This window comes from Streptomyces sp. NPDC088261 (genome assembly GCF_044740805.1).
Classification (GTDB): domain Bacteria; phylum Actinomycetota; class Actinomycetes; order Streptomycetales; family Streptomycetaceae; genus Streptomyces.
This window is the reverse complement of sequence record NZ_JBIURL010000010.1, coordinates 260,098-283,091: the sequence shown is the minus strand read 5'-3', so window position 1 is coordinate 283,091 and position 22,994 is coordinate 260,098. Positions and strand designations below refer to the sequence as shown.

At 73.6% G+C, this 22,994-nt stretch carries 21 protein-coding genes; 15 read left to right on the top strand and 6 right to left on the bottom strand.

The window, feature by feature from the left end; genetic code table 11:
• Window positions 1-3: 3 nt before the first annotated feature.
• The 3 genes from ACIODU_RS21340 to ACIODU_RS21330 all read right to left on the bottom strand — a co-directional run bounded on the left by ACIODU_RS21340 (window position 4) and on the right by ACIODU_RS21330 (window position 5,147).
• The gene (locus ACIODU_RS21340; RefSeq protein WP_401769499.1) at window positions 4-1,863 is read right to left on the bottom strand and encodes a M16 family metallopeptidase; all 1,860 of its coding nucleotides are present in this window, start codon (window positions 1,861-1,863) and stop codon (window positions 4-6) included.
• A 4-nt stretch (window positions 1,864-1,867) separates the two neighbouring features.
• The gene (locus ACIODU_RS21335; protein WP_401769498.1) at window positions 1,868-2,815 is read right to left on the bottom strand and encodes a hypothetical protein; all 948 of its coding nucleotides are present in this window, start codon (window positions 2,813-2,815) and stop codon (window positions 1,868-1,870) included.
• A gap of 292 nt (window positions 2,816-3,107) precedes the next feature.
• A complete protein-coding gene (locus ACIODU_RS21330; RefSeq protein WP_401769496.1) occupies window positions 3,108-5,147 on the bottom strand; it encodes a hypothetical protein in 2,040 nt (679 codons plus the stop codon).
• A gap of 161 nt (window positions 5,148-5,308) precedes the next feature.
• Between ACIODU_RS21330 and glmS the strand changes: the two genes are divergently transcribed.
• From glmS to ACIODU_RS21295, 7 genes are all read left to right on the top strand, one after another.
• Window positions 5,309-7,156 carry a glutamine--fructose-6-phosphate transaminase (isomerizing) gene (glmS, locus tag ACIODU_RS21325; protein WP_401769494.1) on the top strand — a complete coding sequence of 616 codons (1,848 nt, stop codon included), beginning with the start codon at window positions 5,309-5,311 and terminating at the stop codon, window positions 7,154-7,156.
• Window positions 7,157-7,199: 43 nt separating this feature from the next.
• Window positions 7,200-7,568: a holo-ACP synthase gene (locus ACIODU_RS21320; RefSeq protein WP_401769492.1), complete on the top strand. Its 369-nt coding sequence runs from the start codon at window positions 7,200-7,202 to the stop codon at window positions 7,566-7,568.
• 91 nt (window positions 7,569-7,659) lie between these two features.
• A complete protein-coding gene (locus ACIODU_RS21315) occupies window positions 7,660-9,120 on the top strand; it encodes an NAD(P)H-hydrate dehydratase (RefSeq protein ID WP_401769490.1) in 1,461 nt (486 codons plus the stop codon).
• 1,245 nt (window positions 9,121-10,365) lie between these two features.
• Window positions 10,366-11,631 (top strand): alanine racemase, encoded by a 1,266-nt coding sequence (gene alr, locus ACIODU_RS21310; RefSeq protein ID WP_401769489.1) that lies wholly within the window; start codon window positions 10,366-10,368, stop codon window positions 11,629-11,631.
• Window positions 11,628-12,929, top strand: a complete 1,302-nt coding sequence (locus tag ACIODU_RS21305) for an alpha/beta fold hydrolase (protein WP_401769487.1) — start codon at window positions 11,628-11,630, stop codon at window positions 12,927-12,929. Before alr ends, ACIODU_RS21305 begins: the two co-directional genes overlap by 4 nt.
• Complete coding sequence (gene tsaE / locus ACIODU_RS21300) at window positions 12,901-13,458, top strand: tRNA (adenosine(37)-N6)-threonylcarbamoyltransferase complex ATPase subunit type 1 TsaE (RefSeq protein WP_401769485.1); 558 nt, start codon at window positions 12,901-12,903, stop codon at window positions 13,456-13,458. Before ACIODU_RS21305 ends, tsaE begins: the two co-directional genes overlap by 29 nt.
• A 239-nt stretch (window positions 13,459-13,697) precedes the next feature.
• Window positions 13,698-13,883 (top strand): hypothetical protein, encoded by a 186-nt coding sequence (locus ACIODU_RS21295; RefSeq protein ID WP_401769483.1) that lies wholly within the window; start codon window positions 13,698-13,700, stop codon window positions 13,881-13,883.
• Between the two features lie 6 nt (window positions 13,884-13,889).
• Here the strand turns inward: ACIODU_RS21295 and ACIODU_RS21290 are convergent, their stop codons facing one another.
• Window positions 13,890-14,444: a hypothetical protein gene (locus ACIODU_RS21290; RefSeq protein WP_401769481.1), complete on the bottom strand. Its 555-nt coding sequence runs from the start codon at window positions 14,442-14,444 to the stop codon at window positions 13,890-13,892.
• A 103-nt stretch (window positions 14,445-14,547) separates the two neighbouring features.
• Between ACIODU_RS21290 and tsaB the strand changes: the two genes are divergently transcribed.
• The 7 genes from tsaB to ACIODU_RS21255 all read left to right on the top strand — a co-directional run bounded on the left by tsaB (window position 14,548) and on the right by ACIODU_RS21255 (window position 20,701).
• On the top strand, window positions 14,548-15,213 hold the full coding sequence (tsaB, locus tag ACIODU_RS21285) for a tRNA (adenosine(37)-N6)-threonylcarbamoyltransferase complex dimerization subunit type 1 TsaB (protein ID WP_401769479.1): 666 nt from the start codon (window positions 14,548-14,550) through the stop codon (window positions 15,211-15,213).
• Between the two features lie 74 nt (window positions 15,214-15,287).
• Window positions 15,288-15,770, top strand: a complete 483-nt coding sequence (gene rimI, locus ACIODU_RS21280) for a ribosomal protein S18-alanine N-acetyltransferase (RefSeq protein WP_401769524.1) — start codon at window positions 15,288-15,290, stop codon at window positions 15,768-15,770.
• Window positions 15,763-16,923: a tRNA (adenosine(37)-N6)-threonylcarbamoyltransferase complex transferase subunit TsaD gene (tsaD, locus tag ACIODU_RS21275; protein WP_401769477.1), complete on the top strand. Its 1,161-nt coding sequence runs from the start codon at window positions 15,763-15,765 to the stop codon at window positions 16,921-16,923. Before rimI ends, tsaD begins: the two co-directional genes overlap by 8 nt.
• The gene (locus ACIODU_RS21270; RefSeq protein ID WP_401769475.1) at window positions 16,923-17,249 is read left to right on the top strand and encodes a hypothetical protein; all 327 of its coding nucleotides are present in this window, start codon (window positions 16,923-16,925) and stop codon (window positions 17,247-17,249) included. The genes tsaD and ACIODU_RS21270 overlap by 1 nt, the downstream gene beginning before the upstream one ends.
• 73 nt (window positions 17,250-17,322) lie before the next feature.
• Window positions 17,323-18,756, top strand: coding sequence for an FAD-binding protein (locus tag ACIODU_RS21265; protein WP_401769473.1), 1,434 nt, complete (start codon window positions 17,323-17,325; stop codon window positions 18,754-18,756).
• A gap of 167 nt (window positions 18,757-18,923) precedes the next feature.
• A complete protein-coding gene (locus ACIODU_RS21260; protein WP_356424192.1) occupies window positions 18,924-19,280 on the top strand; it encodes a YciI family protein in 357 nt (118 codons plus the stop codon).
• 125 nt (window positions 19,281-19,405) lie between these two features.
• Window positions 19,406-20,701 (top strand): RNA polymerase sigma factor, encoded by a 1,296-nt coding sequence (locus ACIODU_RS21255; RefSeq protein WP_401769471.1) that lies wholly within the window; start codon window positions 19,406-19,408, stop codon window positions 20,699-20,701.
• A gap of 12 nt (window positions 20,702-20,713) precedes the next feature.
• Here ACIODU_RS21255 and ACIODU_RS21250 read toward each other — a convergent pair whose 3' ends face one another.
• A complete protein-coding gene (locus ACIODU_RS21250) occupies window positions 20,714-21,376 on the bottom strand; it encodes a helix-turn-helix domain-containing protein (protein ID WP_356424186.1) in 663 nt (220 codons plus the stop codon).
• 85 nt (window positions 21,377-21,461) lie between these two features.
• On the opposite strand from ACIODU_RS21250, the gene ACIODU_RS21245 reads away from it, so the two are divergent.
• A complete protein-coding gene (locus ACIODU_RS21245; protein WP_401769523.1) occupies window positions 21,462-22,457 on the top strand; it encodes a zinc-binding dehydrogenase in 996 nt (331 codons plus the stop codon).
• 28 nt (window positions 22,458-22,485) lie between these two features.
• Here ACIODU_RS21245 and ACIODU_RS21240 read toward each other — a convergent pair whose 3' ends face one another.
• Window positions 22,486-22,926 (bottom strand): hypothetical protein, encoded by a 441-nt coding sequence (locus ACIODU_RS21240; protein WP_401769469.1) that lies wholly within the window; start codon window positions 22,924-22,926, stop codon window positions 22,486-22,488.
• Between the last annotated feature and the right edge of the window lie 68 nt (window positions 22,927-22,994).

The window sequence follows — 22,994 nt, the reverse complement described above, 5'->3', positions numbered from 1 at the left end:
GGATCACCCGGGGGTCTCCCGGGTGGCGAGCGCCGTGCGCAGGACTTGAGTGAGGGCCAGCGAGCCGCCCAGCAGGAGCCAGTGGAGGACGACGAACGCGGTGCCCGGCCTCGGCTCGACCGTCCAGGTCAGCGTGACGGCGCGCAGGCCGAAGAACAGGGTGACGACGTAGGCCGCGTTCACGCCCAGCTTCAGGAACGGCGCGGGGACGCGGCGCCACGCGCTGGTCCGGGTCCGGCGTGCCGCCGTTCCGGACGCCGGCCGCGGCTGCGGGATCCGTTCCGGTGCCCGCTCCGGCGCCCGTACCACCGCCGAGGCCGGAACCCCGGCGTCGATCGCCGCGATCCTGTCCGGGGTCAGGCCCGCGTAGAGCGTGGGCTCCACGGCGATCTGGAAGCCGTCGAGGCCGGTGAGGCGGCGGCCGCCGTCCGGGTGGGCGACCATCGCGGCGCACTGGTCGTACCGGATGGTGATCACCCCGGCGGGGCGGCTGAAACTGACCCCTCCGGCCGCCACCGTCAGCACCGCGCTCTTGTCGTCGTGCGACTGGTGGCGGGTCCCGGTGAGGCGGTCGGTCTCCGGCGAGAACTGCGGCGCCTCGGTGAAGCCCGCCCAGTCGGCGCCCCGGCCGGGGACCTCCAGCAGGGCCGTGGCGTGCAGCTCGCGGGCGACGTCGCGCAGGTCGTCCACGGTGACGGCGGCCAGCCCGGCGCGGTATTCGTCCTTGGTCGAGTTGGGGTGGTCGACCAGCAGGTTCAGCGCGTACGAGGGCAGGCTCGCGGCGTGCGCGTCGGGCTGGTCGAACTGCTTGAGGGCCTTGTTGCGCGCCGCGTCCAGCTCCGCCTGCTCGATGCGGCCGGCCCGGAGCCGGGCGAGGACGTCGACAAAGCCGCCGACCACGGCGTCCTGCTTCTGCGGGAGCGCGTCGGCGTAGGCCGTGATGGTGGCGAAGTCCGCGTCGCGCGGGCTGTAGTGCCCGGCGGTGGCGTACGAGTAGCCGCCCTTCTGGCGCAGGTCCGTGTAGAGGGCCCGGCCCAGGACCTCGGCGAAGAGCGAGGCCGCGGAGGAGCGCCGGACGATGCCGTCCATGACGACACCCCCGTCCTCGCCGCTGATGTAGGCCGGGGTGACGGGCAGCGCGGAGGTGACGGGCGGCATCGGGTGGCGCGGCCCGGAGGGGAGGTCGAGCCGCAGTCCGTCCGGCACGGTGTCGCTGGTGATCCACAGGACCGCGTTGTCGCGGGTGAAGCGGGTCGCGGCCCAGTCCCGTACGGCCTCGGCCGTCAGGTGCCAGGCGCCCAGCTCGGTGTAGCTCACGAGGCCGTACCCCTGGGCACCGTAACGCCACAGCGGCAGCTGGTGGTTGGGGCCGTAGGTGCGGCCCGCCGCCTCCGTGCGGAGGATCTCGCGCTCGGTCTCCAGCCGCTCCAGCGGGAGGTCGCGCAGCGCCTCGCAGACGCCGTTGAGGTACGTGACGACCTCGTCGGCCGTGCCCGTGGCGTGGAAGATCGTGTACGTGGTGGCGGTGGCGCCGTTGTAGTGCAGGTCGGACACGCCGTGGCGGAAGAGGGCCAGGTGCTCGACCAGGTGGGTGATGCCGGAGGTGGCGTACGTCTCGTCGGCGGCGCCCACGCGGAAGACCAGCCCGGCGGTGATCTCGCCGCTGCCGGCGGCCAGGAGTGTCCGGACGCCGTCGACCTCGGTGAGGCGGATGCCGGGGTCGCCGCCGGTGACGCCGGCGGGAGCGGCGGTGGGGGCGGGGGTGTCCGTCGTGACGCCGGTGTCCGTGGTGACGGCGGTGTCCGTGGTGACGGCGGTGTCCGTGGTGACGGCGGTCACCGGGGCGGGGGTGTGCTGCGTCATTGGGTCAGCCCTTCGCCAGTGCGAGCGTGCGGTGCTTCGTGAACGCGGCGTCCTGGTCGCCCAGATACGTCCACGGGCGTTCGGTCGCGTTGTTGCCGATCGCGCGGAAGTGCGGGGCGGCCAGGGCGTGTTCGCCGGCCGTCGAGAACACCATCGCGAAGTGGTTGTGCGCCTCGACCGACCGGAACGTCGGCCGGTGGCCGGGGTGGAGTACGGACGCGGCGGCCGCCGCGACCAGTTCGTCCCGCACGTCCGCCGACGTGAGGTAGCGGGCGTCGTCGCCCGAGGGCAGGTCGAGCCAGTGCTCGATGTGGACCGCCGCGACCAGGACGCCCGCGTCGCTCCCCGCCGGCGCGGCGGCGGCGCGCTCCCGGGCGAAGCCGTGCGCGGCCTCCCAGGTCCCTCCCCACTTGGGGCACAGCTGCTGGAGCAGCGAGTTCTGGGCGGCGAGGTGGTGGGGGTGGTGCTCGGCGAGCCGGTCGTAGCGGCGGCGCGCCTCGCTCTGGCCCAGCTCCAGGCCGCGCGCGGTGGTCAGGCGTACGGACCAGGCCAGGGCGAACTCGGGGTGCTCGGCGCAGACGTCGATCAGGAGCTGCTCGGCCTTGCGGAGCCAGGCGTGGAACTGGTCGAACTGCCGGCGGGACACGTGCTGGGCGCGGGCCCCGCTGCGGATGTTCCAGCCGATGACCACCTGGCGGTGGGCGAGGAGGGTCCGGGGGAGCGGGGCGTCGGACCCCTCGGCCTCGATCCGCTCGAACAGCTTCTCCGTGCCGGTCAGGTCCGCGAGGAGGGCGGAGGCGTACGCGCGGTCGTCCTCGTCGGTGAGCCCGTCGAAGAAGCTCTCCACGGCGGGCAGGTCGCCGGCCCGGGCGGCGGTGCGCAGCGGCACGAGCGCCGGTATGGCGGCGTACGGATGGAACTGGGGGCGAGCCAGTGGCTCGGCTTGAGGCATGACGGTCCTCGGTACGGGGGGTCGGCGGACGGCGGGGCGGAAGAAGGCGCGCCTCGCGTACGGCCCTGGGAACGGGGTCCCCACGATGTGTGCGTGAGGTGAAGGCGCAGGTTAGCACCGGGGACTGACAGAGGGTCGGGGAGTTTTCGGGGGCGGGCTCGGGTGAGGCGGCGGGGGTGGGTCGGGGTGGGCCCGGGTGGGGATGCGTCGGAGTGGGCCCGGGTGGGGGTGCGTCGGGTACGGGCCCCAGGGCCTCGTCGCCCGTCGCCCGTTGCCCGGCGCCCCGCCCCCGTCAGCCGCGCCCCCGGCGCTGGCGCCAGGCGCGGGTGACGCGGGCCGTCAGCCAGAGCGCGGCGATCGTGGAGCTGACCGCCCGGAAGGGGCCGATGTCCGGGGCCCACCAGGCGTAGGCCGCGGCGGGGACGGCGAGGCACAGGCCCAGGACGTGGAGGAGCCACCAGAGCCGGGGGCGGGGAAAAGCGGCGCGGGGAACGTCGGCGCGCGGAAACGCGGTACGGGGAAAGGCGGCAAGGGAAGCGCGCCCGCGCGCCTGCGCGCTCCCGGCGCCGGACGAGGTCGCCGACGCCAGGGACTCCCTGATGCCCGTCAACAGGCCCCGGCTGACCAGGACATGGGCGTCCGCCAGCCCGGTGAGGGCTTCGGGCCGGGTGCCGAAGGACTCGGGGAGCGGGGGCAGGCCCAGCAGCCCCACCAGGGTCCGCTGCCGCTCCGCCGGGGCGTTGGCGCCGCGCAGGAGGGCGGTGAGGGGGCGCGGGTCGGCGACGCCGTACGCCTTGGCGAGGGCCGCCGCCGTGGCCGCCGCCGTCGCCTGGTCGGGGACCGGGGCCGCTTCGTCCCACTCGTGGGCGGCCACCTTCTTGCCCTTGCGGAGGAGGGTGAAGCCGTGGCGGTCGCCGGTGCGGTGGAGGACGAGGGCCGGCCAGCGCTCGCCCGTGGTGAAGGTGTCGGCCGCGGCGGTGAGCCCCTCCTCGCCGAGGAGCCGGGCGCGCCGCCCCGGGGCGGCGTTCGCGGCCAGCTCGACGTACGACATGGCGCCGTCGGCGGCCGGCGCGATCCGCAGGGGGACCCCGCAGAGCAGCGCCGCCTCCGCGACCTTGTGCGGCGGCGCGGCGGCGACGGCGAGGGAAAAGGTGGCGGGTGGGCCGGGCGTGGTGGTGGCGTCCGGGGCGGCGGGAAGCGGCGGCGGTACGGGGGTCGAGAAGAACTTGACGCGCGCCGCGACCTCCATCCGTACCCCCCGGCGAAAGTCCAGGAACTCCTCCCGCGCGTCCCCGAAGTACGCCCACGGAAGCTCCGTCGCGTGCGTGCCGATCCGCCGGAACTGCTCCAGCGCCTCCGCGTGCCGCCCGGCCAGGATCAGCGCCAGGGCCAGGTGGTTGCGTAAGGTCGCCGCCTCCGGATCGCCCGCCGCGTGGGCGTCCGACAGGGCCAGGGCCCGTTCCGTCGCGGCGTGGACGCGGGCGCGGGCCGGGGCCCGGGCGGCGCCGGGCGGGGTGGGGGTGCCGTGGAGGGTGACGGCGGGGACAGGGCGGTTGCGGGGCGCGCCGAGCGCGGTGTCGGCCGTCGCGGCGGACGTCGTGGGGTGCGCCGCCACCTCGTACTCGACCGCCGCCAGCAGCGGCAGCGCGTGCAGCTGCGAGCCGGGCAGCGCCTCCGCCGCCGCCTGTTCCGCGAAGTCGAACATCTCCTCGTGCGAGCCGTGCCACTTCTCGCACAGGTACTGGAGCGCCGCGCGGTGGCAGCCGTAGTGGTGCGGGGCGCGGGCCGTCGCCTCCGCCCAGTACGCGGCGAAGACCTCGCGCGGCGCCTGACTGCCCGTCGCGTGCGTGAGCGCGATCTGCCACGGCACGGGGTCGGCGGGGTTCAGCTCGGCCGCCGTACTGATCACCGGGACCGCGTCGTCCAGCAGCGCGAAGAACGCCTGGAACTGGTCCCTGGACACGTCCTGGGCGCGCGACCCGGTCCGTATCTCCCAGGCCTGCGCCACGCACAGCTCCGCCTTGACCAGCACCGCGTCCGGATCCTCCGGCGCCTCGGCCAGCCAGGCGTCCAGCCAGCCGCGGTGGTGCAGGGCGTTCCTGGCCAGCTGCGGTACGAAAATACCGCGCCGCTCCCACTCCGCGCCCCGCCGGGTGGCCGCCAGCACGTCCCGCGCGGGCCCGTGGTCCCCGCCCGCCGCCGCCCGGAGCGCGTCGCGCAGGTTCGGGTGGACCGGGTCGAGGGCGACGGCCGTGTCCGGCGGCAGGTCCGCGCCGACGGTGGCGCCGTGGCGGAGCATCCGGGGCAGGGCGATCAGCGTACGAAGTGTCACGAAGCCCCATTCAATGCGGTGGTGGCGGCAGCGACAAGGCGGGGGTGTGCGCGGGGCCGGGGTGCGAGCGGCCGGGGCGCGAGCGGCCGGCGGACAAGGCCGGGGCCACCGTACGGGCCTGGTTGCGCGGGGCGTGGCGTCCCGCGCCTTAGGCTGCCGACATGTGTGGAATTGTGGGATATGTCGGTGGTCAGTCGGCGCTCGATGTGGTCGTCGCGGGCCTCAAACGACTCGAATACCGGGGCTATGACTCGGCCGGGGTCGCGGTGCTCGCGGACGGCGGGCTCGCCATGTCGAAGAAGGCCGGCAAGCTCGTCAACCTGGAGAAGTCGCTCGCGGAACAGCCGCTGCCGAGCGGCGCCACCGGCATCGGGCACACCCGGTGGGCCACCCACGGCGGCCCGACGGACCTCAACGCCCACCCCCACCTGGACAACGCGGGGCGGGTTGCCGTCGTCCACAACGGGATCATCGAGAACTTCGCCGCCCTGCGCGCCGAACTGACCGACCGCGGCCACGGCCTGGAGTCCGAGACGGACACCGAGGTCGTCGCGCACCTGCTCGCCGAGGCGTTCTCGGCCTGCGGCGACCTGGCGGACTCCCTGCGCCAGGTGTGCCGGCGGCTGGACGGCGCCTTCACCCTCGTCGCCGTACACGCGGACGAGCCGGACGTAGTGGTGGGCGCGCGGCGCAACTCCCCGCTGGTGGTGGGGGTGGGTGACGGCGAGGCCTTCCTCGCCTCGGACGTCGCGGCCTTCATCGCCCACACCCGCTCGGCGATCGAACTGGGCCAGGACCAGGTGGTCGAGCTGCGCAGGGACGGCGTGACGGTGACGGACTTCCACGGCGCACCGGCCGAGACCCACGCGTACCACATCGACTGGGACGCCTCGGCGGCCGAGAAGGCCGGCTACGAGTCCTTCATGCTCAAGGAGATCGCCGAGCAGCCGAAGGCGGTCGCGGACACGCTGCTGGGACGTATCGACGGCGAGGGACAGCTGTCGCTGGACGAGGTACGGATCCCGGCGGAGGTGCTGCGGGAGGCGGACAAGGTCGTCATCGTGGCGTGCGGGACGGCGTTCCACGCCGGGCTGATCGCGAAGTACGCCATCGAGCACTGGACCCGGATCCCCTGCGAGGTGGAGCTGGCGAGCGAGTTCCGCTACCGCGACCCGATCCTGGACCGGCGGACGCTGGTGATCGCCATCTCGCAGTCCGGCGAGACGATGGACACGCTGATGGCGCTGCGGCACGCCCGGGAGCAGGGCGCGAAGGTGCTGGCGATCTGCAACACGAACGGCTCGACCATCCCGAGGGAGTCGGACGCGGTCCTGTACACGCACGCGGGCCCCGAGGTCGCCGTGGCGTCCACGAAGGCGTTCCTCACGCAGCTGGTGGCGTGCTACCTGGTGGCGCTGTACCTGGGGCAGTCGCGCGGGACGAAGTGGGGCGACGAGATCCGGGCGGTGGTACGGGACCTGTCGCACATCTCGGGCGAGGTGGAACGGGTCCTGGAGACGATGGAGCCGGTACGGGAGCTGGCGCGCTCGCTCAAGGACAAGAAGACGGTGCTGTTCCTGGGGCGGCACGTGGGGTACCCGGTGGCACTGGAGGGTGCGCTCAAGCTGAAGGAGCTGGCGTACATGCACGCCGAGGGGTTCGCGGCGGGCGAGTTGAAGCACGGCCCGATCGCGCTGATCGAGGAGGACCTGCCGGTGGTGGTCGTCGTACCCTCGCCGCGCGGCAGGTCGGTGCTGCACGACAAGATCGTGTCGAACATCCAGGAGATCCGGGCCAGGGGAGCGCGCACGATCGTGATCGCGGAGGAGGGGGACGAGGCGGTGGCACCGTACGCGGACCACCTGATCCGCGTCCCGGTGACGCCGACGCTGCTGCAACCCTTGGTCGCGACCGTGCCGTTGCAGGTGTTCGCGTGCGAGCTGGCGACGGCGCGGGGCAACGAGGTGGACCAGCCGCGGAACCTGGCGAAGTCGGTGACGGTGGAGTGAGCGAGTGAGTACGTGAGTACGTGAGTGAGGGAGTGGGTTCAGGGTGATCATCGGGGTGGGGATCGACGTCGCGGAGATCGACCGGTTCGGGGAGTCGCTGCTGCGTACCCCCCAGATGGTCGAACGGCTCTTCTCGGAGCGGGAGTTGCTGCTGCCGAGCGGTGAGCGGCGCGGTACGGCGTCCCTCGCGGCGCGGTTCGCCGCGAAGGAGGCCGTGGCGAAGGCGCTGGGCGCGCCCGGGGGGCTGCGCTGGCTCGACGCGGAGGTGTACGTCGAGGAGAGCGGGCAGCCGAGGCTGCGCGTGCTCGGGACGGTGGCGGCGCGGGCGGCAGAGCTGGGGGTACGGCACTGGCACGTGTCGCTGAGCCATGACGCGGGGGTGGCCTCGGCGGTGGTGATCGCGGAGGGGTGAGGGGGGCGGGGGTGCGGGGGCGGGGGTAGGTCGTTGGCGGGTGGGCCGGGTGTGGACGGTCGGCCCGGGTGTGGACGGAGAGAGGGGCGTTATGCGGACTGCTTACAGCGTGGAGACGGTACGGAACGCCGAGCGGGAGCTGATGGCGCGGCTGCCGGAGGGCGCGCTGATGCAACGCGCGGCGGCCGGGCTGGCGGCGGCCTGCGCGGACCTGCTGGGTGGTGGGCCCGGGTCGGTGGCGGGGCGGCGGGTGTACGGGTCCAGGGTCGTCGTCCTCGCCGGGAGCGGCGCCAACGGCGGCGACGCGCTGTACGCGGGGGCCCGGCTGGCGGCCAGGGGCGCGCGGGTGTCGGCGGTGCTGCTGGCGCCGGACCGTACGCACGAAGGCGGCCTGTCGGCGCTGCTGGGGAAGGGCGGACGGGTCGTGGACGACCCGTTCGAGGTGCTGGCGGCGGCTGACCTGGTGCTGGACGGTATTACGGGCATCGGGGGGCACGGGGGGCTGCGCCCCGACGCGGTGCCGGTGGCGCGGGCGGCGCGCGGGGGGAGCGGGGTGATCGTCGCCGTGGACCTGCCGAGCGGGGTGGAGGCGGACACCGGGGAGGTGAAGGGGGAGGCGCTGCGGGCGGACGCGACGGTGACCTTCGGCGCGTACAAGCCGGGGCTGCTGATCGACCCGGCGCGCGAGTACGCGGGGGCGGTGCGGCTGGTGGACATCGGCCTGGGCCCGTACCTGCCGTCCGTACCGGAGTTGGAGGCGCTCCAGCACGCGGACGTGGCGCGGCTGTTGCCGGAACCGACGGGCGAGAGCGACAAGTACCGGCGGGGGGTGGTCGGGATTGTGGCCGGTTCCGCGAGGTATCCGGGTGCGGCGGTGCTGGCGGTGGCGGGTGCGCTGCGGGGCGGTGCGGGGGCGGTGCGGTACGTGGGGCCTGGCGGCGACGCGGTGATCGCCCGCTACCCGGAGACGCTGGTGCACGACGGCCCGCCGTCGAAGGCGGGCCGGGTGCAGGCGTGGGCGGTGGGCCCGGGGCTGGGCGACGGCCCGGGCGTGGCGGACGTCCTGGCGTCGGACGTCCCGGTCCTGGTCGACGCGGACGGCTTGCGGCTGCTGGACCCGGCGACGGTACGGGCGCGCACCGCGCCGACCCTGCTCACCCCGCACGCGGGGGAGGCGGCGGCGCTGCTGGGGGTGGACCGGGCGGAGGTGGAGTCGGGCCGGCTGGCGGCGGTACGGGAACTGGCGGCACGGTACGGCGCGACGGTGCTGCTCAAGGGCTCGACGACGCTGATCGCGTCGCCGGACGGGTCGGTGCCGGTACGGGTGAACCCGACGGGCACGCCCTGGCTGGCGACGGCGGGCAGCGGCGACGTGCTGTCGGGCCTGGCGGGTTCACTGCTGGCGTCGGGCCTGGAGACAAGGGACGCGGCATCGGCGGCGGCATATCTGCACGGCCTGGCGGGACGCCTGGCGTCCCGGGGAGCGCCGGTGGCGGCGCACGAGGTGGCGGAGGGGGTGCGGGAGGCTTGGCGGAGTGTGCAGGGGGGGTGACGATTTCATGTGCGGGTTCAGACCGAGGGGTAGTCGGGGGCACCGGTCTTGTATTGGTCGGCGTGGGGCCGCCCTGGTTGTTGATTGTCGCGGGGCCGGGGTGGGCGTCAAGGGCGCTCCTGCGTCGCGTCGGCTTCGCCGATTGCGCTTCGCTTCACCCTTGACTCCCACCCCGGCCCCGCAAGTGCAGCTGAGGGGGGCGGCCCGGGGGAAGGTCCCCCGGGGGCTTGTTTGCTGTTGGGGTTTCGTCGCGGGCTGCGGCTCTCGGCGGGGTTTTGCGCACCACTTGAATGGGGCGGTGGCGACTCGGCTTAGCGGCTGGAAGGCCGTCTGTTGGCCGGTGCGCAAGCACCGTGTCTGGGGTGAGTGGGTGGTGGGGCGGACGTGGCCGGGTGGGGTGGTTGTCGGGCCTGTTTCGGTGGGTTGTGTGCTCTGAGAGCCCGTTAACGAAACACAGGACACAAGACCGGGTGGGAAGAGCCCTCAGGAGTCCTCAAAGTCAGGGCAAATGGGGCATATTCCCTTGCTGGGGTGGGGTGATGCGCGGCCTTGGCGGTCGGCTGCCACCCACCGGCCCGCACGAGGCCGCCACACCCGAGCTGAGTGGGTGGTGGGGCGGAAGGTGATTGCCGGGACGGCCGTCCGGCCCGTTTCGGCCGGATGTGGGTCGTCAGAGCCCCTTAGGACACAAGACCCGGGGAAAGAGGCCCCCGCCGGACCTCAAAACCCAGCCAAATGGGGCACATTGGCCGCCGGGATGAAAGGCCCCCGGTCCGGCCGCCGCAGTTGACCACGAATCTCAGACACGGTGCCTGCACGCCCACCAACAGACAGCCGTCAGCCGCTAAGCCGACCCGTCACCGCCCCATTCAAGTCGTGCGCAAACCCACGCCGAGAGCCGCAGCCCGCGACGAAACCCCGACAACAAACAGGCCCCCCGGGGGACCTTTCCCCGGGCCGCCCCCCTCTGCCTGCACTTGCGGGTCCGGGCCGGGGGTCAAGGGTTAAGCGCAGCGCAATCGGCGAAGCCGACGCTCCGCAGGAGCGCCCTTGACGCCCGGACCGGACCCGCGACAATCAACACCAAGGGGCGGCCCCACCCGCACCACACAACCCGGCCACACCCGACTACCCCTCGGCCTGAACCCGCACCGCCCGTCCGACCCCAACCACCCCCCACCCCAACCCGCACCCAACCATCCCACCTCAACCCCCACAGCCCCCCGCTCTGAGAGACTGGCCCTGATGACCGGAAACATTCAGGCGCCACACGACCAGCCACAGCATCAGCCACACGACCCACCCCGCGACGCCCCCCCACCCCCCCGCGCCCGTGCCGAGATCGATCTCGGTGCCCTGCGGGGCAACGTGCGAGCGCTTCGGGACCGTGCTCAGCCCGGTGCTGCCCTGATGGCCGTCGTGAAGTCCGACGCGTACGGGCATGGGATGGTGCCCGTCGCCCGGGCCGCGCTCGAAGCCGGTGCCCGGTGGCTCGGGACCGCCACCCCGCAGGAGGCACTCGGCCTGCGGGCCGCTGGGATCCGCGGTCGCATCCTGTGCTGGCTCTGGACCCCCGGCGACCCCTGGCGCGCCGGTATCGAAGCCGACCTCGACATGGGGGTCAGCGGGATGTGGGCCCTGCGCGAGGTGGCCGCCGCCGCCCGGGAGGCCGGGCGGCCCGCCCGTATCCAGCTCAAGGCCGACACCGGCCTCGGCCGCAACGGCTGCCAGCCCGCCGACTGGCCCGCCCTCGTCGCCGCCGCCCTCGCCGCCCAGGACGCCGGCCAGGTCCGTGTCACCGGCCTGTGGTCCCACTTCGCCTGCGCCGACGAGCCCGGTCATCCCTCCATCGGCGCGCAGCTCGACCTCTTCCACGAGATGCTCGCGTACGCCGAGAAGGAAGGCATCGAGCCGGAAGTACGGCACATCGCCAACTCCCCGGCCACCCTCACCCTCCCCGACTCGCACTTCGATCTCGTACGGACCGGCATCGCGATGTACGGCATCTCCCCCAGCCCCGCGCTCGGCACCCCCCAGGACTTCGGCCTGCGGCCCGTCATGACGCTCTCCGCCTCCGTCGCCCTGGTCAAGCAGGTCCCCGAGGGCCACGGCGTCAGTTACGGCCATCACTACGTCACCCCTCAGCGGACCAACCTCGGCCTCGTGCCCCTCGGGTACGCCGACGGCGTCCCCCGGCACGCCTCCGGCCGTGGGCCCGTGCTGGTCGGCGAGGGCGGCGGGGCAGGAGGGAAGGGCACCCCCTGGCGGCGTGTCGCCGGGCGAGTCGCCATGGACCAGTTCGTCGTCGACCTCGGCGACGACGTCGTCGAGCCCGGCACCCCCGCCGTCCTCTTCGGCCCCGGCGATCGCGGTGAGCCGACGGCCGAGGACTGGGCCGAGGCCGCCGGGACCATCGCGTACGAGATCGTCACCCGCATCGGCGCGCGCGTTCCCCGCGTCTATGTCGACGAGAGACAAGACAGCGAGACGACCGCGAGGAGCGCACGGTGACCGAGAGCAGCGCGGCCGGCGACGTGGCGCGGGAAGTCGCCACCCTCACCTCGGCCGCGACCGGCACCTGGCGCCGGGCCGGGGTCGCCGGGGCCGCGATAGGCGTCATCGCCGCCGGCGCCGCCGCCGGAGTGGCGATCGAACGCCTCACCGTCGGCCGGGGCATGCGCAAGAAGGCGCGGCTCGCGCTCGACTCGTCGGGGCCGTACGGCGGTCTGCGCGGCACCCCGGGCACGGCCCGCGCCGACGACGGTACGGAGCTGTACTACGAGACCGACGAGGTGGAGGCCGAGGAGACCGGCAAGGCGGGCAAGGGGGGAGCGAAGGGGGCGACGGACGGCACGGCGGGCAGCGCGAGCGCCGCCGCGCCCCGGCGGCGCCGGCTCTTCGGACGGCGTACGCCCGCGCCCGTCACCGTCGTCTTCAGCCACGGTTACTGCCTCAACCAGGACTCCTGGCACTTCCAGCGCGCCGCGCTGCGCGGACTCGTCCGTACCGTCCACTGGGACCAGCGCAGCCACGGACGGTCCGCGCGCGGAGCCTCCCAGCGGGGTCCCGGCGCCGTCCCCGTCACCATCGACCAGCTCGGCCGCGACCTCAAGGCCGTCATCGACGCGGCGGCGCCCGAAGGGCCGCTCGTCCTCGTCGGGCACTCCATGGGCGGCATGACGATCATGGCTCTCGCCGACCAGTACCCCGAGCTGATAAGGGAACGGGTGGTCGGTGCCGCCTTCGTCGGTACGTCCAGCGGCAGGCTCGGCGAGGTCAACTACGGTCTTCCGCTCGCGGGCGTGAACGCCGTCCGCCGGGTCCTGCCCGGTGTGCTCAGGGCGCTCGGTTCGCAGGCGGACCTGGTCGAGCGGGGGCGGCGGGCGACCGCCGACCTGTTCGCGGGGCTGATCAAGCGGTACTCGTTCAGCTCGAAGGACGTGGACCCCGCCGTCGTACGGTTCGCCGAGCGGCTCATCGAGGGCACCCCGATCGACGTGGTCGCGGAGTTCTACCCGGCCTTCGCCGACCACGACAAGACGGCCGCGCTGGACGTCTTCCTGGAGGTCCCGGCGCTGATCCTGGCCGGGGTGAGCGACCTGGTGACCCCCAGCTCGCACAGCGAGGCCATCGCCGACCTGCTGCCGGACGCGGAGCTGGTGCTCGTACCGGACGCCGGGCACCTGGTGATGCTGGAGCACCCGGAGGCCGTCACGGACCGGCTCGCCGACCTGCTGGCGCGCGTCGGCGCGGTGCCGGCGGAGACTAACGTGGGCACTTATGGAACGACCGCACAGCCGGGCGACTGAGCCCGCCACGGGACCCGGCGGCCCCGGTGACGCCCCGCTCGTCCGCACCCGCACCCGCACCCTCACCGTCGACTCGCCCGAGCGCATGCGCGAACTGGGCCTGGGCCTCGCCGCCCTGGTGCGCCCCGGTGACCTGGTCATGCTCACCGGCGAACTGGGCGCGGGCAAGACGACCCTGACGCGCGGACTCGGCGAGGGGCTCGGGGTCCGGGGAGCCGTGACCTCCCCGACCTTCGTGATCGCCCGCGTGCACCCGTCCCTGGTGGACGGCCCGGCCCTGGTCCACGTCGACGCGTACCGGCTCGGCGGGGGCCTGGACGAGATGGAGGATCTCGACCTGGACGTCTCGCTGCCCGACTCGGTGGTGGTCGTGGAGTGGGGCGAGGGCAAGGTCGAGGAACTGTCGGACGACCGGCTCCACGTCCTGATCGACCGCGTGGTCGGGGACACGGACGACGAACGCCGCGAGGTCACCCTGACGGGCGTGGGAAAGCGATGGGCGAACGCGGACCTGGGCTCGCTGTCGTAAAACGCGCAGTCCGGGCATACGTGTCTGCGGAGGCCCCGGCCGCCGTCACCACGGCACACCCAGCCCGTCCGGCGATTGAGGACATCCGTAAGCGCAACCATGCGCCCGGCGGCACGTTCCGACAAAGCGTCGGGAAAATGTTGCGCGTGCCGGGCCGCGCGTGGTCACATGGTGTCCAGAGGTGGTTAGGTCTACCTAACTTACGACCACGCTTGCCCCCGCAGCCCCAGGAGGCATCCATGCCGCAGCCGCCGCACCCCCACCCGTCGCCCTCCGACGTACCCATGCGGGACCTGCTCGCCTCCTGCGCGGCGGCCGCCGCCGTGTCGGCTCCGCCGGAGTGGCCCGTGGCCGCGCCCGTGGCGACACGCCCCGCCGCGCAGGCGTACGCGGAGGCCCCCACCACAGGCGCCCACGCCGCCTAGGCGCCCTCAGGGGACGACGACCACCGTCGAGTTGATCGTCGCGAACGACCACAACGCCGCCCCGTCCGCCCGCTTCATCCGCACCCCGCCCGTCCTCAGCGCGGGATTCGGCGTCGGCAGCGACCCGTCCACCGCCGCGCTGAAGCCGACCGTGGCCCCCTCCGCCGTCGCGAACCGTACGACGTGTTCGACCAGGACCCCGTCCGAGCCCTGGACCTGGGCGGACCGGGAGTTGACGGTGTACGAGCCGGGGGCCGGGTCGAGGGTGCTCGGGACGACCGGGAACGTACGCGTCGCCTGGTTGGTCCGGTCGACCAGCCAGACCCGGCGGTCCTTCAGGCCATACACCACCCGCCGGCCCGTGCCCGACGCCGCCGGCACCGTCAGCGGGTCCTTCTTCGGCGCGGGGGAGGCCGACGCGGTCGGGGAGGAGGCGCTCGGGGTGCCGTTCTTCCCGAGGGTGTCGGGCACGCTCGCCGAGGCCTGGTAAGCGAGGAAGGCGACGCCGGCGATGGCCGCCGCGGTGAGCCCGGCCACGATTCCCGAGCTGCTCCTGGACACCCTGTTCCACCTCTCGTACGTATGACTCCGTGGTGACGTTAGCAGCAGCGGAATGACGGGACTGGGCGCCGTGCCCCGCCGCCGGGAGCCGTAGGCTGTTTGCGTGCTTCTGCTCGCCGTTGATACCGCCACGCCCGCCGTCACCGTCGCCCTCCATGACGGCTCCTCCGTCCTCGCCGCCGAGAGCCAGGTGGACGCGCGCCGCCACGGCGAGCTGCTGCTGCCCGCCGTGGACCGCGTCCTCTCCGAGGCCGGGGCGGGGGTGGGACTCGGCGCCGTCACGGATGTGGTCGTCGGGGTCGGGCCCGGTCCGTACACCGGACTGCGGGTGGGGCTCGCCACGGCGCTGGCCTTCGGTTCCGCGCTCGGGGTGCCGGTGCACGGGCTCTGCACGCTGGACGGTCTCGCGTACGCCTCCGGCCTCGAAGAGCCCTTCGTCGTGGCCACCGACGCCCGCCGCAAGGAGGTCTACTGGGCGCGGTACGCGGATGCCCGTACCCGCGTAGGTGACCCGGCAGTCGACCGGCCCGCCGACCTCACCGAGCGGGTCGCCGGGCTGCCCGCCGTCGGCGCCGGCGCGTTCCTCTACCCGGCCACGTTCCGGGACGCCCGTGCCCCCGAGCACCAGTCGGCCGCCGCGCTCGCCGGGCTGGCGGCGGAGCTGCTGGCCGCGGGGCGGACGGACGACTTCCTGCCGCCGCTGCCCCTCTACCTCCGCAGGCCCGACGCCGAGGTGCCCAAGAACTACAAGGTGGTCACCCCGAAGTGACCAGGGGCGAAGAAGGAGCGGACGAGGTGGGCGGAGCGGCCGGCACGGCTCCCCGCGGCGCCGTCCTCCGCGAGATGCGCTGGTGGGACATCGAGCCCGTCCTCGCCCTCGAACACGACCTCTTCCCCGAGGACGCCTGGTCCCCGGGCATGTTCTGGTCCGAGCTGGCCCACGCGCGCGGCCCCGGCGCCACCCGCCGCTACGTCGTGGCCGAGGCGGACGGCCGTATCGTCGGGTACGCGGGCCTCGCCGCCGCCGGCGGACTCGGGGACGTACAGACCATCGCCGCCGCCCGCGACCAGTGGGGCACGGGTCTCGGCTCCCGCCTGCTGACCGACCTCCTCCAGCACGCCAGCGCCGCCGAGTGCGAAGAGGTGCTGCTCGAAGTGCGGGTCGACAACATACGGGCGCAGAAGCTGTACGAACGGTTCGGCTTCGAGCCCATCGGCTTCCGCCGCGGCTACTACCAGCCCGGCAACGTCGACGCGCTCGTGATGCGCCTGCCGATGCAGGGGCTCCACATACAAGACGTCCAAGGAACTGGGATCAATGGCTGACGAACCTCTCGTCCTCGGTATCGAGACCTCCTGCGACGAGACGGGCGTCGGCATCGTGCGCGGTACGACCCTGCTCGCCGACACCGTCGCGTCGAGCGTCGACGAGCACGCGCGCTTCGGCGGTGTGGTGCCGGAGATCGCCTCCCGCGCGCATCTGGAGGCGATGGTGCCGACCGTCGAGCGCGCGCTGAAGGAGGCGGGCGTCAGTGCCCGCGACCTCGACGGGATCGCGGTGACGTCGGGCCCCGGCCTGGCGGGGGCGCTGCTGGTGGGGGTGTCGGCGGCGAAGGCGTACGCGTACGCGCTCGGCAAGCCGCTGTACGGCGTGAACCACCTGGCCTCCCACATCTGCGTCGACCAGCTGGAACACGGCCCGCTGCCCGAGCCGACAATGGCGCTGCTGGTGAGCGGCGGACACTCGTCGCTGCTGCTGGCGCCCGACATCACCTCGGACGTACGGCCCATGGGCGCGACCATCGACGACGCCGCCGGTGAGGCCTTCGACAAGATCGCGCGGGTGCTGCACCTGGGCTTCCCGGGCGGTCCGGTGATCGACCGGCTGGCGAAGGAGGGCGATCCGGCCGCGATCGCCTTCCCGCGCGGGCTGACCGGGCCGAGGGACGCGCCGTACGACTTCTCGTTCTCCGGGTTGAAGACGTCCGTGGCGCGCTGGATCGAGGCGAAGCGGAACGCGGGCGAGGACGTGCCGGTACGGGATGTGGCGGCGTCGTTCCAGGAGGCGGTCGTGGACGTGCTGACGCGGAAGGCGGTCCGCGCGTGCAAGGACCAGGGGGTCGATCATCTGATGATCGGCGGCGGGGTCGCGGCGAACTCGCGGCTGCGCGCGCTCGCCGCCGAGCGCTGCGAGCGGGCGGGCATCCGGCTGCGGGTGCCGCGCCCGGGGCTGTGCACGGACAACGGCGCGATGGTCGCGGCGCTGGGCGCGGAGATGGTGGCGCGGAACCGGCCGGCCTCGGACTGGGACCTCTCGGCGGATTCGTCGCTGCCGGTGACGGAGCCGCACGTGCCGGGTCGTAGGCAGGTCAATGAGCCTGAGTCTGGGGCTGGGCGCGAGTCTGAGCGTGGGCACGGGCACGGGCACGCGCACGCTCACGACCATGTGCACGAGCTGGCGAAGGACAACCTCTACTGATGACGGTCGCGCTCATGTGGGAGGCCAAGGCCGCCGACGGCCGGGGCGCGGAGCTGCTGGAGTGGGCCCGCGCGCGGGGCGCGGAATTGCCGTACGAGCCGCTCCGCCGCGAGCTGCTGCGCGCCCCCGGCGGCCGGGTCCTGGTTCTCACCTGGTGGGAGGGCCCGTACGACGCCGTCGTCCCCGAACTCCCCGATCCTCCGGCCGAGTTGACTGCCCGGCCGGTCCACCGCTGGCGCTTCGAGTCGCTCGGGGACGACGGACGGGGCGGCCTGGAGGGCCTGGACCCTTCCCGTACGCCAAAAGGGGCAGATCGCGACAAATAGCGACAGGATGGGGTGCGGGGGAACCGTCGCGCGCGCCGAGTCGCGCGTACCGCATCGCGAAAGGCCCGTTCGTATGACCTCGGCACCGAACCTCCCCTCCGGCCCCCGGCCGTTCTCTCCCCGCGACATCCGCACCCTGACGATCGATGTCGCGGGCCCCGTCTTCCTCCCCGGCGACGACGGGTACGCCGAGGAGGCCACCGGCTTCAACCGGGTGGTCACGCACCGTCCCGCCGTGATCGTCGGCGCCGCGGACGCGGCGGACGTCCTGAGCGCGGTGCGCTTCGCGGGCCGGTACGGGCGTCCTGTCGCCGTCCTCTCCACCGGGCACGGCCCCACGGGGGACGTCCCCGAGGACGCCGTCATGATCACGACCCGCCGGATGACGGGCCTGTCGATCGACGCCGGGGAGCGTACGGTCCGGGTCGAGGCGGGGGTGCGCTGGCGGCAGGTCGTCACCGAGGCCGCCGTGCACGGCCTGGCGCCGCTCGTCGGGTCCGCGGCGGAGGTCGGCGTGGTCGGCTACACCCTCGGCGGCGGCCTCAGCGTCACGATGGGCCGGGCCTTCGGGTGGGCGGCCGACCACGTCCAGTGGATCGACCTGGTGACGGCGGACGGCGAGCTGCGCCACGCCTCGCGCGACTCCGAGGACGACCTCTTCTGGGCGCTGCGCGGCGGGAAGGGCAACTTCGGGGTGGTCACCGCGATGGAGTTCTCCCTCTTCCCGGTGACCCAGCTGTACGCGGGCGCCCTGTACTTCTCCGGTGACGACGCCCGGGAGGTGCTGCACGCGTACCAGCGGTTCGCGGCGACGGCCCCGGAGGAGCTGATGTCGTCCGCCGTCCTGCTGCGCCTGCCCGACCTGCCCACGGTCCCCGAGATCATGCGGGGGCGGCTGACCGCGGCCGTACGGTTCTCCTGGCTCGGCTCGGAGGCCGACGGGGAGGAGCTGATCGCACCGCTGCGGGCGGCGGCGGCGGTGCTGCTGGACACGGTGAGCCTGCGCCCGTTCACGGAATTCGACGCCATCAGCGTGGATCCGCCGGACGGCATCAGCTCGGTCGAGCACTTCGCGGTCCTGGACGAGGTGACGCCGGAGACGATCGACGCCCTTCTGGAGGTCGCGGGCCCGGAGTCCGGCGCCCGGGTCAACGTCGTGGACCTGCGCCAGCTCGGCGGCGCGCTGAGCCGCTACTCCGGCGCGCCGAACGTGGTCGGGACCCGTGACGCGGCCTTCGCCGTCTTCGCCTTCGCGTTTGTGCCGCCCGGCGAGGACCCGGAGGCGTACCGGACGGTGGGGAGTGAGGTGATGGAGCGGCTGGAGCCGTGGCTGAGCGTGCGGAAGCACACCAATTTCCTGGGGGCGGACGATGTGACGGCGGAGCGGGTACGGCTGGCCTTCGACGCGCCCACGTACGCCAGGCTCCAGGAGATCAAGGCGGCGCGGGACCCGGCGAACATGTTCCGGCTGAACCACAACATCCCGCCGGCGGGGGCGGGGTCGTGAGTCCGGGTTCCGGGTCGGGATCCGGGGTGTGGATCCGGGGTGTGGAGTGATCTCTTCCGAATGTTTTCCCGGCCCGTGTCGATTCCGGTGCCGGCCGTTCGACGTACAGGTGAGAGGCGGGAACGGCCCGCCTCACCACCGCCCGACAGGGGCACCGAGGAGTCACCATGCCGCGCTTTCTGATGATGGTCCGCGTTGACGAGAACAACGCCCCCGCCGGCGGCCCCAGCGAGGAGCTGATGCGGCGCATGGGCGAGCTGATCGAGGAGATGTCCAAGGCCGACGTCCTCGTGGACACCGCGGGGCTGCTGCCGACCGCGCAGGGGGTACGGGTCCGGCAGAGCGGCGGGAAGATCTCCGTCACCGACGGGCCGTTCACCGAGACCAAGGAGGTCGTCGGCGGGTACGCGATCATCCAGGCCCCGGACAGGGACGAGGCGGTCGCGTGGGCGCGGCGCTTCGTCGAGATCCACGAGGCGGAGTGGGAGATCGCGAGCGAGGTGCGCGAGATCGTGCAGGGTTAGGGAGAGCCTTCCCGGGGCCCTGTCCCGTGGCCGGGGCCGCTCCCGTCACCGTTTGCCCTCGCCTGCCCCCGGTGTTCTGATGGGTGGCCGTGGGAGCACACAGGTCGGGAGCGGACGGGCCGGGAGTGAGCGGGCCGGGAGCGGACGGGCCGGAGGCGGGCGCGCCCCAGAGCCCGGACAGCGCCGTCGAAGCGGTGTTCAGGATCGAGTCGGCGCGCATCATCGCCGCCGTCGCCCGCATCGTCCGTGACGTCGGCATCGCCGAGGAGCTGGCGCAGGACGCCCTGGTCGCGGCGCTGGAACGGTGGCCGGAGTCGGGTGTCCCGGAGAAGCCGGGAGCCTGGCTCATGGCCACCGCCAGGAACCGTGCCGTCGATCTCGTACGGCGCCGGGAGACGTACGCCCGCAAGCTCGCCGAGGTCGGCCGCGCCCTGGAGGACGTCCCGCCGCCCGACACCGCGAACATCACCGGCATCGGGGCCGGGGTCGACGACATCGACGACGACCTCCTGCGTCTCATCTTCACCTCCTGCCACCCGGTCCTCTCCACCGAGGCCCGGATCGCCCTCACCCTGCGCCTCCTCGGCGGCCTCACCACCGACGAGATCGCCCGTGCCTTCCTGGCCCCCGAGGCGACCGTGGCGCAGCGCATCGTGCGGGCCAAGCGCAGCCTCGCCAAGGCGGGGGTGCCGTTCGAGGTGCCGTACGGGGACGAGCGCGCGCAGCGCCTCTCCTCCGTCCTGGAGGTCATCTACCTGATCTTCAACGAGGGGTACTCCGCGACCGCCGGTGACGACTGGGTACGGCCCGGCCTGTGCGAGGACGCGCTGCGGCTCGCGCGGGTGCTCAGCGGGCTGATGGACGAGGAGCCCGAAGTCCACGCGCTGGCAGCGCTGTTGGAGCTCCAGGCGTCCCGGATGCCCGCGCGGACCGGGCCCGACGGCGAGCCGGTGCTGCTCGCCGACCAGAACCGCTCGCGCTGGAACCGGCTCCTCGTCCGCCGCGGCTTCGCCGCGCTCACCCGGGCGGGGGCGCTGGGCCGGCCGCCGGGCCCGTACGTCCTCCAGGCCGCCATCGCGGCGTGCCACGCCCGGGCCCGTACGTACGAGGAGACGGACTGGACGGCGATCGCCTCGCTGTACGGACAGCTCGTCGCCCTCACCCCGTCCCCGGTGGTCGAGCTGAACCGCGCGGTCGCCGTGTCGATGGCCGAGGGCCCGGCGGCGGCGCTGCCCCTGGTCGACGCGCTGGCGGACGAACCGGCCCTGAAGGGCTACCACTTGCTGCCGAGCGTGCGCGGCGACCTGCTCGCGCGGCTGGGCCGTACGGAGGAGGCGAGGTCGGAGTTCGAACGGGCGGCGGCCCTGACCCGCAACGCGCGGGAACGCCTCTTCCTGCTGGACCGCGCGGCCCGGCTCTGAGCGGCGAGGGCCTCAGAAGTGCGCGGGTGCCAGCCACGCCGCGGGCGGGAGCGGCGTGTGCTGCGGGGAGGCCTGGATCACCTGGATCACATAAGCCGCGAAACGGCGGGAGGCCGCCACCTGGGCGGCGGGGGTGGCCGCGCGGATGCCCTGGTTCCCCATGAGCATGAGGATCAGATCGTCCGGGACCAGGAAGTCGGGGCGCAGATGACCGGCCTCCTTCGCGCGCCGGGCCAGTTCGGTGACCGTCTTCACCGTGTACGCGCGGCTCTCGGTGACTTCCGTCGGTGTCGGGAAGGTCGCCATGAAGGCTTCGGTGAAGCCCCGGTCCCGGGCGTGCAGCTCGCAGATCCTCTCGATGACCAGGCAGAGGCCGTGCCAGGGGTCGGGGTCGGCGCTCCCTTCGTCGACGATGGCGCGGCACGCGCGCATCTCGTCGGCGAAGGCTTCGGTGACCAGCGCCTGCTTGGTCGGGAAGTGGCGGTAGAGGGTGGCGGGCCCCACCCCCGCGCGCCGCGCGATCTCCCGGATCGGCACGCCCAGCCCGTCGGCGGAGAAGAGCGCGCGGGCCGCGTCGAGGATGCGCGCGCGGTTGTCGGCGGCGTCGGAGCGGGGGGTGTGAGGGGCGTTGCGGGCTTTGGGGGCGTTCGGGGCGTGAGGCAATCGGGCGGGCACCTCTCTCACTTTAGCGAAACGGACGGGGGCGTCCGTTAGCGTCGCGCCGTCGCGGAACGGTCGTACCGAGCACATGGAGGCCACGTTGAAGGCGGTTTCGATCCGGGAATTCGGACGTCCCGAGGGCCTGGCGGTCGTCGAGGTCCCCGATCCCGCACCCGGCGCCGGGCAGGTGGTGATCGCCACCGAGGCGATCGGTGTCGGCGGGGTCGACACGCTGATCCGGAGGGGAGTCCTGGCCGCCTACGGCTTCCAGGAGGGCCACATTCCGGGGGGTGAGGTGGCGGGCACGGTCACGGCGGTCGGCGACGGGGTCGACGCGTCGTGGATCGGACGGCGGGTGTGGGGGTTCACCGGCACCGGCGGGGGCTATGTCGAACAGGCCGTCGCCCCGGTCGCGGAGATCCTTCCGCTGCCCGCGGACCTGTCCGCCGCCGACGCGGTGACGCTGGGCAGCGCGGGGGTGGTGGCGCACTTCGCGCTCGTCCGCGCCCGTTTCGTACCCGGGGAGACGGTGCTGGTACGGGGCGCGGCGGGCAGCCTGGGGATCATGGCGGTGCAGTTCGCGGCGCGGGGCGGGGCCGGGGCGGTGGCGGTCACCACGTCGTCGGCGGAACGCGGGGAGCGGCTGCGGAGGCTCGGGGCGACGCACGTCCTGGACCGCGCCGGTTCCGCTGCCTCCGGTGCCGGAACCGGCTCCGGCTCCGGCTCGGGGGACACCTCGGCGGGCTACGACGTCATCATCGACGTGGTGGCCGGTGAGCACCTGCCGTCGTTCCTCGACCGGCTCGACCCGAACGGCCGCATGGTGGTCGTGGGCATCGTCGGGGGCCCGCCGCCGGCGGACTTCGGTACGAGGATGACGGCGGCCTTCCAGAAGTCGCTGTCGTTCTCCACGCTCAGCACGGACACGGTCCCCGCGGCCGACCGGACGGCCGCGCGCGCCGCACACTTCGCGGCGGCGGCCCGCGGGGAGATCGAGGCGGTGGTGCACGAACTGCTGCCGCTGGACGAAGCCGCCCTGGCGCACCGCAAGATGGACGCGGGCGAGGTCTTCGGCCGCATCGTCCTGACGCCGTAGCCCTCTGAGCGGGCTCCCGAGCCCGCGGTCATGCGGGCGTCACCGGCGTGTCCGGGCTGTCCAGCCAGGCCGTCTGCCCCTCGGGCGTGACGGTCAGCCCGTATCGTCCGATCGCCGGGCGGCCGGTCTCCGTCCACCGGTCGTAGGACGCGCGGATCTCGTCCCAGAGGCGGCGCGGTCCGTACTGGGCCGTGCGGAACGCGTCCGTCCGGCGGCCGTCGTAGTCGACGCTCGCCCAACTCGTCGCGGTGGTGTCGGCGATCCACAGCCGGGTGTGGGCGTCGGCGGACGCGGTGTCCCACGAGTACCAGGCGCCCGGGACGGTCAGCCCGAGGTGGAAGTCCAGCGCGGGGTCGTCCCCGGCGACGGCCCACGGGGAGAGGCCGGTTGTCCCCGTCTCGGGGGTCTGGTCCTCGCGCAGGACGTCGCGGAACAACTCGATGTCGGTGCGCTGTCCGTTGATCAGCATGTACGAGCCGTACGCGGCGAACGTTCCCTCCGCGCGGCCGTCCTGGCGCTTCGTCAGGCGGAGGGTGC

Coding starts and splice junctions, on each gene's coding strand:
- tsaD (WP_401769477.1), top strand. CDS start 15,763: ATGGCTGACGAACCTCTCGTCCTCGGTATCGAGACCTCCTGCGACGAG.
- ACIODU_RS21335 (WP_401769498.1), bottom strand. CDS start 2,815: ATGCCTCAAGCCGAGCCACTGGCTCGCCCCCAGTTCCATCCGTACGCC.
- tsaE (WP_401769485.1), top strand. CDS start 12,901: ATGGAACGACCGCACAGCCGGGCGACTGAGCCCGCCACGGGACCCGGC.
- ACIODU_RS21260 (WP_356424192.1), top strand. CDS start 18,924: ATGCCGCGCTTTCTGATGATGGTCCGCGTTGACGAGAACAACGCCCCC.
- ACIODU_RS21340 (WP_401769499.1), bottom strand. CDS start 1,863: ATGACGCAGCACACCCCCGCCCCGGTGACCGCCGTCACCACGGACACC.
- glmS (WP_401769494.1), top strand. CDS start 5,309: ATGTGTGGAATTGTGGGATATGTCGGTGGTCAGTCGGCGCTCGATGTG.
- ACIODU_RS21270 (WP_401769475.1), top strand. CDS start 16,923: ATGACGGTCGCGCTCATGTGGGAGGCCAAGGCCGCCGACGGCCGGGGC.
- ACIODU_RS21265 (WP_401769473.1), top strand. CDS start 17,323: ATGACCTCGGCACCGAACCTCCCCTCCGGCCCCCGGCCGTTCTCTCCC.
- alr (WP_401769489.1), top strand. CDS start 10,366: ATGACCGGAAACATTCAGGCGCCACACGACCAGCCACAGCATCAGCCA.
- ACIODU_RS21295 (WP_401769483.1), top strand. CDS start 13,698: ATGCCGCAGCCGCCGCACCCCCACCCGTCGCCCTCCGACGTACCCATG.
- rimI (WP_401769524.1), top strand. CDS start 15,288: ATGCGCTGGTGGGACATCGAGCCCGTCCTCGCCCTCGAACACGACCTC.
- ACIODU_RS21240 (WP_401769469.1), bottom strand. CDS start 22,926: ATGCTGATCAACGGACAGCGCACCGACATCGAGTTGTTCCGCGACGTC.
- ACIODU_RS21315 (WP_401769490.1), top strand. CDS start 7,660: ATGCGGACTGCTTACAGCGTGGAGACGGTACGGAACGCCGAGCGGGAG.